The organism is Thermoplasmata archaeon (assembly GCA_035622275.1).
GTDB lineage: Archaea > Thermoplasmatota > Thermoplasmata > Lutacidiplasmatales > UBA184 > Lutacidiplasma.
This window is the reverse complement of record DASPVQ010000020.1, coordinates 26,962-39,851: the sequence shown is the minus strand read 5'-3', so window position 1 is coordinate 39,851 and position 12,890 is coordinate 26,962. Positions and strand designations below refer to the sequence as shown.

General features: G+C 67.9%; 13 protein-coding genes. 7 read left to right on the top strand and 6 right to left on the bottom strand.

The genetic code is table 11. The annotated features are described in order from the left end of the window. Positions 1 to 4: 4 nt before the first annotated feature. Entirely contained in the window at positions 5 to 1,552 is a 1,548-nt protein-coding gene (locus VEL82_05590) for a M20/M25/M40 family metallo-hydrolase (protein HXW67328.1), read from the bottom strand. 194 nt (positions 1,553 to 1,746) lie between these two features. Here VEL82_05590 and VEL82_05585 point away from each other — a divergent pair, with 194 nt between their 5' ends. Beyond that, positions 1,747 to 2,739, top strand: a complete 993-nt coding sequence (locus VEL82_05585) for a hypothetical protein (GenBank protein HXW67327.1) — start codon at positions 1,747 to 1,749, stop codon at positions 2,737 to 2,739. Between the two features lie 228 nt (positions 2,740 to 2,967). Here the strand turns inward: VEL82_05585 and VEL82_05580 are convergent, their stop codons facing one another. Further along, the gene (locus tag VEL82_05580) at positions 2,968 to 3,561 is read right to left on the bottom strand and encodes a dihydrofolate reductase family protein (GenBank protein ID HXW67326.1); all 594 of its coding nucleotides are present in this window, start codon (positions 3,559 to 3,561) and stop codon (positions 2,968 to 2,970) included. 305 nt (positions 3,562 to 3,866) lie between these two features. Here VEL82_05580 and VEL82_05575 point away from each other — a divergent pair, with 305 nt between their 5' ends. Then, complete coding sequence (locus VEL82_05575; GenBank protein ID HXW67325.1) at positions 3,867 to 4,316, top strand: SRPBCC domain-containing protein; 450 nt, start codon at positions 3,867 to 3,869, stop codon at positions 4,314 to 4,316. 238 nt (positions 4,317 to 4,554) lie between these two features. Here the strand turns inward: VEL82_05575 and VEL82_05570 are convergent, their stop codons facing one another. After that, a complete protein-coding gene (locus VEL82_05570) occupies positions 4,555 to 5,085 on the bottom strand; it encodes a DinB family protein (GenBank protein ID HXW67324.1) in 531 nt (176 codons plus the stop codon). A gap of 244 nt (positions 5,086 to 5,329) precedes the next feature. Here VEL82_05570 and VEL82_05565 point away from each other — a divergent pair, with 244 nt between their 5' ends. The 3 genes from VEL82_05565 (at position 5,330) to VEL82_05555 (ending at position 7,445) form a co-directional block, all read left to right on the top strand. Beyond that, positions 5,330 to 5,839: a glyoxalase gene (locus tag VEL82_05565; GenBank protein ID HXW67323.1), complete on the top strand. Its 510-nt coding sequence runs from the start codon at positions 5,330 to 5,332 to the stop codon at positions 5,837 to 5,839. A gap of 330 nt (positions 5,840 to 6,169) precedes the next feature. Further along, the gene (locus VEL82_05560) at positions 6,170 to 6,574 is read left to right on the top strand and encodes a VOC family protein (protein ID HXW67322.1); all 405 of its coding nucleotides are present in this window, start codon (positions 6,170 to 6,172) and stop codon (positions 6,572 to 6,574) included. Positions 6,575 to 6,887: 313 nt separating this feature from the next. After that, positions 6,888 to 7,445, top strand: a complete 558-nt coding sequence (locus tag VEL82_05555) for a DUF4760 domain-containing protein (GenBank protein HXW67321.1) — start codon at positions 6,888 to 6,890, stop codon at positions 7,443 to 7,445. Between the two features lie 268 nt (positions 7,446 to 7,713). On the opposite strand, the gene VEL82_05550 is transcribed toward VEL82_05555, so the two are convergent. Continuing rightward, positions 7,714 to 8,823 (bottom strand): aminopeptidase, encoded by a 1,110-nt coding sequence (locus tag VEL82_05550; GenBank protein HXW67320.1) that lies wholly within the window; start codon positions 8,821 to 8,823, stop codon positions 7,714 to 7,716. Between the two features lie 586 nt (positions 8,824 to 9,409). Between VEL82_05550 and VEL82_05545 the strand changes: the two genes are divergently transcribed. Together VEL82_05545 and VEL82_05540 are read left to right on the top strand one after the other, a co-directional pair. Next, a complete protein-coding gene (locus VEL82_05545) occupies positions 9,410 to 10,114 on the top strand; it encodes a methyltransferase domain-containing protein (protein HXW67319.1) in 705 nt (234 codons plus the stop codon). 127 nt (positions 10,115 to 10,241) lie between these two features. Further along, complete coding sequence (locus VEL82_05540; protein ID HXW67318.1) at positions 10,242 to 10,652, top strand: VOC family protein; 411 nt, start codon at positions 10,242 to 10,244, stop codon at positions 10,650 to 10,652. 103 nt (positions 10,653 to 10,755) lie between these two features. Here VEL82_05540 and VEL82_05535 read toward each other — a convergent pair whose 3' ends face one another. After that, entirely contained in the window at positions 10,756 to 11,328 is a 573-nt protein-coding gene (locus VEL82_05535) for a GNAT family N-acetyltransferase (protein ID HXW67317.1), read from the bottom strand. A 29-nt stretch (positions 11,329 to 11,357) separates the two neighbouring features. Beyond that, positions 11,358 to 12,656 carry an amidohydrolase family protein gene (locus tag VEL82_05530; GenBank protein HXW67316.1) on the bottom strand — a complete coding sequence of 433 codons (1,299 nt, stop codon included), beginning with the start codon at positions 12,654 to 12,656 and terminating at the stop codon, positions 11,358 to 11,360. Positions 12,657 to 12,890: the final 234 nt, after the last annotated feature.

Genomic DNA, 12,890 nt, shown 5'->3' with positions numbered 1-12,890 from the left:
CGCCCTACCGAGCGAACCTCCGGAAGAAGCTATCCGGATTCCACTGAGGGCGCCCGGGGTCGTTCGCGACCTGCAGGATCACGCGACGCAGGAGGTCGGTGAACTGTGCGGCCGCCGTGAGGTTCACGGGCTGGTCGGCGTCGTCCGCGGGCGCGTGGTAGCGATCGCGCAGGAACGCGACCACCGCCTGTTCCTCGGGCGAGCCCCGGGCGTAGCCGATGGACACCATCAGGGCGGGAACCCCGGTCTTCACGAAGCTGTACTGGTCGCTGCGAATGAACAGTTTGCGATCGGGAAGGTACTCGGCATCGGCCGTCACGCCCACCTGGTGCGCGGCGGCCCGAAGCGTCGGGCCGAGCGTCGACTCGTCGAGACCCTGTACCTCGACGAACCGGAGGGGAAATAGCGGGAGGAACATGTCCATGTTCAGGTCCGCGACGATCGGCCCCGAGACGGTGGGATGGTTCGCGAAGTGCTCCGAGCCGAGGAGACCCTGCTCTTCGGCCGTCACCGCGGCGAACAGGATCGATCGCCGGGGACGCTCCGCGGCGTCCTTCATCGCACGCGCGATCTCGATCAGGGCGGCGACGCCGGAGGCGTTGTCCATGGCTCCGCTGTAGATCGAGTCACCGTGGATCGGCTCGCCGATCCCGAGGTGGTCGAGATGGGCGGTTCCCACGACGTACTCGTGGCGCAGGGTCGGGTCGCTCCCCGGCAGGACGCCGACGACGTTGGTGCACCGCGCCGTCGAGCGTCGAACTTCGACATGCGCGCGCAATCGTACCGCAAGGGGAAAGCGCGGCAGCGGGCCAGGTTTCCCCAGGCTCGCCAGCACCTCGGACGCGCGGTGCCCGCTCCCCTCGAAAAGGAGGTCCAGATGCTCGTGGTCGAACGCGGCCGTCAACGGAAGGGGACGCCGCTCTCCTCGGTCGGAGCCCAGCAGCTCCATCCGGGGAAAGAGCTGCCCGCTCGCGAACCGGGACCATGGAGCCTCGGGCACGCTCGGATTCTGCACCAGGACGAAGCCGGCGGCCCCGGCCCTCCTCAGCGCCCGATAGACCTCCGACCGGGATTGGTGGTGAGCTCGGACGGGCCCGGGCAGGTCCGCGGGCCCGCCCAGGACGAACACGGCGATCTTCTCGCGTAGGTCCAGTCCGGCCAGATCGCTGTAGCCGTGCTCCGGGATCTCGAGCGCATATCCCACGAAGACTGCGTCGGCCTCGATGTCCGACACCGTGGCCGACGTGACGATGAACTGAGCCTCCTCTGGGATGCGTACGGACCGGGTCGCCCCGTCGCGAACGATGGTCAACGAACTCGCGCCCTGATCCAACGTGGAGACCGCAAGGTCGACCGGCTGACGGTACCCCTCTACGCCCGCAGGCTCGAGTCCCGCGATCCGAAACTGCTCCGTGACGTACGCCGCCGCTCGTTCGTATCCCGGGGAGCCGGTCTCACGGCCCTCCATCTGATCGTCAGCGAGGACGCGCACGTGGGACCACCAGGAACGGCCCCGGCGCTCCCAGGCAGCGTCGTTCGTCGTCGAGTCCATGGAAACCACACCCGCTCGCGCGGGTGACGCGTCGGCTCTCTTAGCCGTGCTGGGCCCGAGCTCCTTCAAGGTGCCGTAGCGCTGGAGATCCGGCCGCGTCGCGTCGCTCCGCCCCTTCCGCCGTTCGAGATTCAGCGCCGGCGGATCGCGCCGCTCCGACCGAGGTTAAGAGGGGTGACGGGGTCCGGCGGAGCGTGCGGGCGGACGAGGTCCTCGACTGGCTGCTCGAGCCGCAGCAGCCGTCGATGCGGTATCTTACCCTCACCCGTCTTCTTGGCAAGTCCGGCTCCGTCTCCGGCGTCCGGGAATCTCGAGAGAATCTGCGGACGGATCCCTGGGTGAGGGAGATCCTTTCCCGGCGGAATCCGGCCGGATGGTGGGAGCGGGACCACAACTGGCTCGAGCCTAGATTTCTCGGGACCAACTGGAGCATGCTCGCTCTCGCCGATCTCGGGGCGACGCGGGACATCCCGGAGATCGAGGTCTCCTGCGAGTTCTGGATGGGGAGCTCGCCCCTCCAGGGCGGTGGAGTGGGAGGGTTCGGCCAGGGAAAGGGGCACTTCTGCTACACCGCCAACATGGCCCGAGCCCTGATCCAGCTCGGCTACGGCGACGATCCGCGGGTCCGCAAAACGCTGGACTGGCTGGTGAGGGTGGCGCATCCGAAGGGAGGATGGTCCTGCCGGATGGACCGCGACGGCGTCTCGGCGGGTCGTACGCTCGACGCCTGGGAGGGCCTCGCCGCCTTTGCAGCGTACCCGCGGTCGAAGTGGACCCCCGCGATGCAGCGATGCGTCGAGCGCGGGGCCGAGTTCTTCCTGGAGCGTGAGCTGCATCGGCAAGGCGAGCCGTACGCGCCCTGGTTCCGCTTCCACTGGCCGGTCCACTACTACTACGACCTCTTGGTCGGTCTGGAATGCCTCACAAACCTCGGCTACGGGAGCGATCCGAGACTCCGCTACGCGCTGGATTTTCTACGAAAGCAGCAGCGACTCGACGGACGCTGGGCGATCGGCCCGCCCCAGACGGACCCGGACGCCGACGGCGCAAAGTGGTTCGCACAGCATCCGACGAAGCGGCCGACGCCGCTTACGTTCGAGAAGGCCGGGGAACCAAGCAAGATGATCACGCTGCGGGCCCTCACGGTGCTCGCGCGCGCATCTGAGGCACCCTCCCGGCCAAGCTGACCCCGACGTGCCGCGCGATCCGGGCCGTTCGAACGACGCCGCTGAGGGCGGAGGTCCACTCCGGAAATCGTGGTCATCGTGACGAGGTCGGAATCGGGCCGGAACGACTCGGACACTCCGCCCGACGGCGGAAGCGCGCCACGGGAACCGCTTCGACCCCGGGCGGAGACCCGGGAGAGAGCCTCGAACCGGTGGAGGGACCGCGGTGGCCCACCACCGTGTGCTGGGCTAGGCGCGGAACCCCCGAACGGTCTCGTAGTGCAGGAGGAGCTCGCCGTCTTCCATCGTGATCGAGGAGAGGAGCTTGAGGGTCGCTTGCTTCTTCATCGGACCCCAGTACTCCGGACCCTTGCCGTAGACCACGGGCTGTACCACCGCCCAGTAGTCGTCCGCGAGACCCCGTCGCAGGAACTCGAGGATCAGCTGTGGGCCGCCTTCGGCGATGATGTTACCGCCTTTCTCCCGCTTCAGCTTCGCCACGATCTTGGAAAGGTCGCCCTTCATGATCCGGGCGTTCTGCCAGCCCGGCGACTTCAACGTCCGCGAAAGGCAGACCTTGTCCACGTGGTCCAGCCACCGCGAGTAATCGACCAGGTACTTCGGGTCGCTGGGTTTTCTCGCCTTCTCCGTCCAGACCCGCCGGTGACCCAGGTACGACCTCCGTCCCATGATCACGGTGGTGACGTCGTCGAACCGATTCAACCACATCTCGCGCCACATCTCGTTCGCCTCCGTCGTTTGCCGGTCCCAACCCGGGTACTTCGGGAACGCGCCCCGGCCGTCCAGCGTCATGTAGAGGCTGGCGGTGACTTTTCGCGCCACGTTCCCTCCTCTAGAGCGTCGTCCCGACGGGCGTCCGCGATCGGGTTGTGGCAGAATTGTTGCGGGGGCCTTGCGTCGTCCGCATCGTGCTCAGAACTGCCTGCATCTCAGGTTCCTCACCCTCTGGGCTGCGCGGGAGATCGAGCCGGCGAGATATGAGTCGGTAGGGGAATGAAAGAATACCGGGTTCTTATGAGCGCTCCTCGAGAATTTTCGGGCCAGCGGACGCGTCCCGACTGTCCCACTTTCGTTCCCCTTCCGGATTAAATCCTGGGGATTCGTCAGGCTAGCGGGATCGGGGGAACATGACGAGCAAAGGTGAACGAGCGGTGGACCACCAGTACTTCATCCGAGCGCCTCCCGACGTGGTTTTTCGCGCCATCTCCGATCCCCGCATGTTGACGCGGTGGCTCTGTGACGAGGCGACGCTATCGCCCAAGAAGGGGGGCCGATACTCGCTCTCATGGACCGGCGGTCCAACGCATACCGGCACCGTCGTCGAGTTCCGCGATGGCGAAAGAGTCTCACTTTCGTGGACGTGGCCGGGGGTGACGCTCCGTGGGACCGTGTTCTCGCTGTCGGTCGAGGCCAAGGACGACGGATCCCTGTTTCGGATTGGACATGCCGGTTTTCCCCGCCTCGAGGAGTGGGCGGACCTCTACGGCGGTGCCGAGTGGGGGTGGACGTACTTCGCGTTGAATCTGAAGTCGGTCCTGGAGAACGGGCACGACCTTCGCTCGAGGTATGACGGCTGAGTTCGAGCGGGCCAATCGCTGAAAAGACTAGCTCGAGCCGATCCCCGTCCCGAGAGAGTGGCCGGAACATCCGCGGGCATCTGGCGACTCCGGGAGGTCGAGTGACGTCGGCACTCGAGCGGACAGCCGAGTGTCCCCCGCACCGCCTTCGCTACCCACCGGGGGAGTGGGAGCGGCGCCCAACCACGTCAGGGGAAGGATCCGGGAACGCCGGCAACGTGTCGACGCCGTGGGTCCGCTACGAAGTCGGGTGTCCGATCCGATCCAGCGCGTGCGCTCGGTCGATCCAAGAGTACACCGGTGCCTCCACGTCTATCTGCCAGAGCAGCGCGTTGATCTCGCCCCGGTGCTGGAGCTCTTCCTCAACGAGATGCCACAGCACATCCCGGATCGGTATGTCGCAGTCGTGCGACGATCCGACGTCCTTCTCCCGATGGACCGTACGCGTCAGGTCGGCCTCGGTCAGCTCCGACATCACGCGCCGGATCTGGGCTTGGATGTACTGCTCGTCCTTCCGCACGTCTGCGAGGCTCGGCGGGTTGCTGGAGTCGGGTTGCTGGGCGGGAAACTCGAAGCGCGCGCAGTCCTTCATCCAGAAGTAGAGCGCACCTTGAGAATGGCCGAAGATGTCGAGGAGCGTCGGGTACGACGCGCCGCGGTCGCGAGACAGCTCGGTCGCCGGGAGCCGCGAGAAAGCTTCGAGATACCCGCGACGCGCTTCCGCGATGTAGTCAAACCAGCCACGGATCGTTTCCAGCTCCGAAACCACGGGGAACACCCACCTCGTCCGCGAATACCGGTCGGCTTATCCCTGTTCGCGACGGCGAGCACGCGGGAGGGTTCCAAATGGAACCAGGCGATCGAACCCGATCGCGGGTTGGGTCCGGTCGCGTTGGGCCGCGCCCGGATGCCCCACCCCATCCAGCCGGGAGCGACAGGATGGCCCGGAGTGCCTCCAACGGCCCCGAGCACCCCTTTTGTACGCGCTCAACTACGAGACCCGACCACCAGACATGAAGCCGCAGTTCATCGGCGCGGTCGGTGTGATCGCGGAGAGCCTCTCCGAGGGAAGCGCGCTCTTCGTCGACTCGATCGGTCTGCCCTTGGAACGATCCAAAGGAACGAACTTCTTGCACAGCGACCGGTTGGACGGTAGCAGATATTTTGGAGTGTGGCCCCTCTCCGAAGCGGCCAAAGCATGTTTCGGCCGCGAGAGCTGGCCGGAGGATCGCCCGATCCCTCAGATGTTCATCGAATTCGAGTTGGACAGCCCTGCGGCCGTCACCGAGGCCGCGGCGGAGCTCGAGTCGAAAGGATATCGTCTCCTTCATCGGCCACGGACCGACGCGTGGGGCCAGACCGTGACGCGGCTGCAAACGAAGGAGGGACTGGTGGTGGGGATCTCGTACGTCCCGTGGATGCACCCTAGGTCGAGCCGCAAGAGCGCTCGCGGGGGGAGCGCACGATCCCGACGCGGCGCCGTGAGCGCTCGACCGGGATCCCGACGACGAAGAGGTCGCTAACGCGGATCACCCCCGGCGGGAATCGAGTCGGGGTCGTCCGGCGACATGCACGATCGATCGGGCTCGAAGGACCCGACGGAGCACGCAGGTTGACGGCGGAGGCTCCGAAATGCCCGCGGGGGGGAGCGAAGGCCGGGCAACGGGATTCTATCGGGCGGGAGCGAACTCCGGGGTTTCGCGCGGACAACGAGAGGTAGGGGGACCCAGTCCCGCCGGCTCGCCCATCCCCGACCGACGACAAGCGGGTCGCTCTCTCCTGCGCCGGATCACCCACCGCCAAGACAAAGAATATCCGACAGGCCGGCATGGCCCGAGCCTAGGCGCAGAACGATGGCGAAGTCCGTGGAATTTGTGACCCTGATTCCGATCCGGAACATGAGCCGAGCGATTCGGTTTTACACGAAGCAGCTCGGCGGCCGTGTGACCATGCGCGGCACCGGCGAAATGAGGAACTCCTGGACGGCGATGAGCATCGCCGATCACAACGTCTGGCTCGTTTCGCCGGACAAGCGTGAGAAGCGGAGCCTATCCTACATGACCCTGATCGTCAAGAACGCGAAACGGTACGTGAAATCGCTTCAACGCCGCGGCGTGAGCTTCCAGCGAGGTGAGTCCATGGGGCCCGGCTCGAAGGTCGAAGGGCCGGTCGTGTCGACTCCGTACGGAACCTCGGCCTTTTTCAAGGATCCGGAAGGGAATCTCTGGATGGTGTTTCAGGTTCCGGCCGGGATGTAGCCTCGCGGCGAAGCGCCGGTCCAGTGAACATCGCTCATTGCACTCGACCTTGCGCGTGGCGTCCCCCATCCCCGACTCGCGCGGGAGCAGCGTACGGTCCGTCGATCGCGTATGGATGTCGCCGAGCCACCCAAGTCCTTCGCCGAGATGTGTGGCCCTTGCACCCCAGGTGGCTCGGTTCCGATCGGACGCAGGTGGCCGGCAACTGCCGGTGTGCCCAGGCGACCGGAAATCGCGCCTGCGTTGACCGGGGTGAGCCGCGAGACGCACGGCTCAAGAACCCCCTGCCGAGTGTGGAACCGAGGTCGGTAGCATGGTCTCGGTCTCGGATGTCGTCACGTGGCTCGCCGCGGTGAGCTCGCTCGCCGTCATCGTCGGTGTCGGATTCGTCGTGCTTCAACTTCGGCAGAACGCCCGGTTGCTCGAGGCGACCCTGCGGCAGCAGCGTTCCGACGTGACCCTCTCGATCCTCGAGCGGATCACCGACGAGTCGTTCCCGCGCCGCCGCTCGGAGATGCACCGCATCTTGCATCACTTCGCGGAAACGGACTGGAAGGACGCCTTTGGCTCCCCCGAGGGCTTTGAGGTCCGCAACTTCGCCCAGATCTACGACCTCATCGCGGTCATGGCCAAGCACCAGTTCATCGACCTCGCCCTGCTGTCGGACATCATGCAGGGCGTCATCATCCGGGACTGGGAGGTCTTCGCCCCGTACGCGAAGAGGATCCGGGCCGAGTACGGGTTCTCCCGGGCCTACGCGAACTTCGAATGGCTGGCGGGAGAGATTCAACACCGCCTCGGCCTCGTCGTGGTACCCCCGTCGGGGGCGGCGGTCGGGCCATCCGCCTCTTCCGCCCCACCGCCTCGCTAACCCGGCGTCGTGGAGCCGCCAGACTCTTCTCCAAAGCCCACGATCAAGCGGAGCGGTCGCGACGGCTTCTACGTCTGGCACGCGGGCATCTCCGGAGGGCTTCTCGGGCTCACGATCACGACGGCGGCTTGCCCAGCGCTCGGATAAGCGGCTGCGGGACGAGCCGAGGCCGATGCGACCGGAGGAGCGTGGTCGCGGAGTTGGCGCTGCCTCCGGAGGATCGCCCCGCGAACGCTCGGCGTCGAGCGACGGCGACGCCCGGCCGCGGCTAGACCGGTCTTCCCGCGCGCACGAGCGGGGCCCCATCGACCGAGATATCGGCGCCAGCGAGCGTGACCCAGCTCATGAAGTTCGAGCGGTTCGTGCCGTGGAGGTGCCCGTTCCGTCCGATCGAGAGGGAAACGTTGCCCCGCTCGACGCTCTCGAGGATGGGAACATCATCGACGGCCGGGTTCAATCCGATCGTGAGGGCGCCGGTGCGGTCCTTGCCCGGGGTGCCTCTCTCGAACAGGGTGCTGAAGTCCTTCGCCCCTTCCTCGAAGGAGTACGACGTGAGCCGGCCGTCCGAGAACTCGAGCGTTCCCCCGGAGTCCCATCTCCACCAGATGTTGGTCCGCCGGTTCGCGTGGATACGTCCGTCCGCCGTCTTGGAATCGAGCGCCACCTCGACGCGTCCGGCGGGGATCTGCGCGAGCATGTCGCTCGGTCCGTAACGCTTGTCCCGGGGGTGGGGTGTGCCGTCGTGCAACCGCGGAGCCTTCCCGGCGAGGCCCACTTCAAGGTCCGTCCCATTCGAGTGGGTGATGCGCACCCTCTTTCCGCGGGCGAGCGCCGCGATTAGACGAGACGCGCTCTCGGCCGTCTCCACGGGGTCCGTGAGGCACGCGCGCAGCATGCTGTCCTCCCATCGCGCGCGGTCCAGGCCCCACTGGCGGGCCCGTCCTTCGGTCGCGAATCCAACGGCGACTCGCGCGCCGCGAAGACCCGAACGCCGGGCCACGTCATACCACGGCTCGAACCAGTCCAGGGCATGGTCGAAGGTCTTCTCGGGTATCACGTCCAGGCGGTCGGTGTCGGCCGGACCCCAGAAGTGTACGTACACGTCCGCAGCCTTCAGCGCCGCCCACTCCGGCACGCTCGTGTTCCCGAGGAGTTTGCTTTGCTTCCGATCGATCGCGCGCCACCAGGCATCTTCGTCCTCGTGGATATGAAGGGTCCGGGCGCCCGCGCGGCGGGCCTCGTCGACCATCGCGGCTGCGATCGGCATCGTGTGGTCCCAGGACTCGACGATCACGTTCTCTCCGGGTCGGATCTTGAGGTACTTGGTGACGATGTTCCGAGCGGCGTCACGGTGCAGCGGGGACGGGGCTTGCGGCATCTTCCGACTCGGAGAGGCAGTCCCGACATCCCGAGACGGTTAAGAGAGGATAGGGGAACGAAAGTAGGACGCACGCGTACCCGCGATTCCCTGGGGAAATGGGAGCGCCCCGTCGGGCGCGCCCTCCGGCGTGCCGGCGCTCACGACCGGGGCCGGGCGGGGCGTGCGCGCGCTGACGTGGTCTCCCTCGCTTCCGGCTCCCGCCCGATCGCGTCGCGGCGTGAGCGTCGCCGCTTCCCGTGAAGGCGACCGTCAAGCCTTCCGGCCGCGGGTCCGCGGACTCGGAGCCCGGGCCGGGAAGGTCGGCAAAACACTCGAGCTCGGGAGCGCACGACCCACGCCCGTCCGAGATCTCGTTGGGCACACGCCGGAGATTCCCGGTGGGCTCGAACCGGATCTCGACCGCCGGGCGCCGATAAGACCGCCCCTGCTCGAGTCGGTCTTATCGGCGCCCCCGGCCCGACGCGAGTACCCGGTCACCACCCCGAGCGCGGTGCGAGAGGCGTTCCCTCGCACGTGCGGTCCCCCGGAGCACGGTGGTCCACATCGATCAGCTATTCATGCGGCCCACGGCTGGCCGACGACGATGGTCCAGCGACGGAGCGCCCCCCGCCCCCGGGTCGGCATGCCCGCGGCGGATCGGGCGATGTGGACCCGCCTGTATGCGAACTCGCCACTGCAACATCTACCCTGGTTCACCCGAGCACCGTACCCGCCGCTCGTGCGGGCGGTGGAGCGAGGAGACCTGGTAGGTCCCGGGCCCGTGCTCGATGTCGGATGCGGGCTCGGCACGAACGCCCTATGGATGGCATCGCGAGGGTTTCGCGTGACCGGGATCGACCTCGCGCCCGGCGCCATCTCGGCCGCCGCGGCCCGAGGGACGCCGAGCGGGCGGAACGTCCGGTTCGTCGTCGACGACATCCTGGCGAGCGCGCTGCCGGGTCGCTCGTTCCGTGGCGCCATCGACGTCGGATGCTTTCAGACTCTGCCGCCGAGGACGCGAGCGGAGTACGCGCAGGGACTCGCCCGCGTGTTGCGCCCCGGCGGGGTGCTGATCCTGTTCTGGGTGGGCCGGGAGGAATCGGGATCGTGGGGGCCACCGCACCGGCTCTCCGTGGGCGAGGTGGTCGAGCCGCTCGAGTCGAGGTTCGTGGTGGACCGGATCGAACACCGGCCCCGTGCGGTCCGTCTCACGGCCCAGGTGAAGCGCTCGAACCGGCCGCTCGCGGCCCTGTCGGGGTACACGGCACGACTGGTCCGTCGCGTCGGCCGGCAACCTCCTCCTCGGTGAGCGGCGTCGGTCCTGCCGCCGCCGGGTGGGTGACGGCGCGGCCGGTGCGCGCGAGGGCGGGCGCCGTCCGGCGGGCGCGGGTGGAAACGACATGACGCCGTCGGGGTTGGCGGCTCGAGGACACGCTATGAAGGCCGAAATGAGCGCCATGTTCAACGTTCGAGACGTGGACCGGTCGGTGCGCTTCTACGAGCAGTTGGGGTTCGACCTCCGCTGGGAGTGGAAGGGCGACGATGGCAAGCGGACCTACGCGGGCGTCGGCATCGGAGACGCCGTGATCGCGCTGGGGCGGATCCCCGAGGATCGCATGCGGGGACGCGACGACGACTACGCCCGCTGGGTCAGCACTCCCCTCGGCGCCGGGGTCATCGTGACGGTGGAGTTGCGCGCGGTCGAGAGGATCTACGCGAAGGCACGGAAGGCCAAATTCACGATCGAATCCCGCCTGTCGAAGCGGCCGTACGGCACCGCGTTCATGGTGAACGACCCGGATGGGTACGTGCTTCGGTTCCTGCGGCCGGTCGGCGAGTTCGCCTGACGAGGGGCCGGAGGCGGCGGCCCGCGGGAGGGGTCCGATCGTTCCCGCGGCCGACCGGGGCGGCGGGCACGGCCTCCGGCCGGTTTGTCGTCTTCGGAGCCGGTCAAGTGGAATCGCCCCGCGCGTGAGCCGACGGCGCGGTCGGTCGGCGGCGGCGCCGAGCCAGGTGGCACTCGAAGAACAACGCCCCGGCCGCCGGATGTGGCCAGTAGGCGTCGATGGCGCGGAAACCGAGGTCCTGATAGAACTGGATCGCGGCCTCCATCGTGGGCAGGGTGTCGACGCGAACGCGCTCCCAACCGAGTTCCCCGGCGCGCTCGAGCAGCGCGCGCGTGAGGATCGGGCCGAATTCCGGTCCCCGATGGTCCGCGCGTACGTGGATGCGCTTGATCTCCCCCAGCTTCGGCGCTAGCTCCCGGAGCGCGCCCAGGGCCACGATATCGTTCTCGGCAGCGGCAAGGATGACGTCCCCCCGCGGCGGCTCGAACTCTCCGGGAAGCTGGGAAATCTGCCGGTCGATCTCGGCGAGACCGGCGGCGACCCGCGATCTCGCCGAGCGCGCCGGATCCTGGTGGTCCGCGAGCCAGCGGCGGTAGTTCACGAACAGTGGCCGGACGGCTTCGAGGTCCCGGGACCAGATCACGCGTCGCAGGGTGGTCCCGCGATAGCCGTCCATGCAGGGCTCGACGCGGAAGGACCCGGTTCCTACGTTCGGCCCTTGCGCGAGCGCGGACGTGCCGAGGGGCCGGCCGGGACGGAACGGTCCACGGCCAACTGTCCGTCCTTCCAGACCTTCAGGATGCGCTCGGGCTCGCCCAGCACCTCGATGCGCCGGAGGGGATCTTCCTCAACGGCGATGACGTCGGCCGCAAACCCGGCCTTGAGCTGGCCCGATTTCGGGGCCTGCGGGCCCAGCGTCATCGGGGCGATCGCCGTCGCCGAGCGGATCGCTTCGAAGGGCGTCATGCCCATCTCGTGTACCATCAGGGCCAGCTCCCGGCCGTGGGCCCCCCAGTACACCGGCGCGGCCTCGCTCGAGCCGAGGATGTCCGACCCCATCGCGATCGGGACCTTACGACGGACCGCCAACCGCAGGGCGACCCGGATCTGGTCCTTGAGCCCTCGCGCCTTCTGCAACAGGAAGTCGGGAAGCCCGGACTTCTCACCGGCCGCCAGCGTGTTCACGACGATCGAGAGGGTCGGGACCAGGATGGCCCCCTTCTCGATCATGAGATCGGCCGCCTCGTCGTCCAGGTGGTGACCGTGCTCGATCGTCTTGACGCCCGCCCTCAACGCCGCCATGATCCCCGCCTTCCCGATCGCGTGCGCCGCGACGATGCGCTCCGCCCGGGCCGCCTCCTCGACGATCGCCCGCAACTCCTCGTCCGAGAACTGCTGGTGTCGGGGGTCGTCCACGTCGCTCAGTACGCCGCCGGACGCGCAGATCTTCACCACGGACGCCCCCAGCCGCAGCACCTTGCGCACGGCCCGCAGGCACTCGGGGACTCCGTCGCAGGGGCCCGGGACCTCGCGCAGGTTGGCCCAGTAGTGGACGAACTCGATGGGCATCGCGTGCGCGTCCCCGTGCCCGCCGGTGGGACTGAGGAGGGTGCCCGAGGCATAGATGTGCGGGCCGGGGATCGTCCCTTCGTCGACCGCGCGACGGAGGTGGATCCCGGTCCCCGCGAGCTCCCGCACGGACGTGACGCCCGCCCGCAGGGCCTTCTCGGCATCCTTGACCGTGCGGGCGAGGGCCACGCTGTACGGTGTGTAGACCTGCTCCTGCGTGGATAAGTTGCGAACTCCCAGGAAATGCGTGTGGCAATCCCAAAGGCCCGGGAGCACCGCGGGCACGGAGACGGTGGTATCCGACGAGCCGGCCCGTGGCGAGCCCTCCACAGGGCCGGCATAGACGATGCTCGACCCTTCCATCACGACGCAGCCGTTCCGGATCGGATCTCCCGCTCCGGGAATCAGGACATCGGCCTCGATCCTGGTCGCCATGTCGGCGCGACGGCCCCGATTCGATTATAGTTTCTGGAGATCGGGCGCCCGGGTCGATGACGGCTCGCGCGGCCGCCAGGCTCCAGTCCACCCCACCGCGACGAGGTGGTGCCGGAGATGGGGGCCCGCCCTTAGGGTGCCGTGGTTCGGATCGCCGGCGGCGTCCGCGGTGGAAAGTCCGGTGGCCCCTCGCAGCCCCGGGGGTCCGTCAGCACCAACCGCTAAATCGCTCGC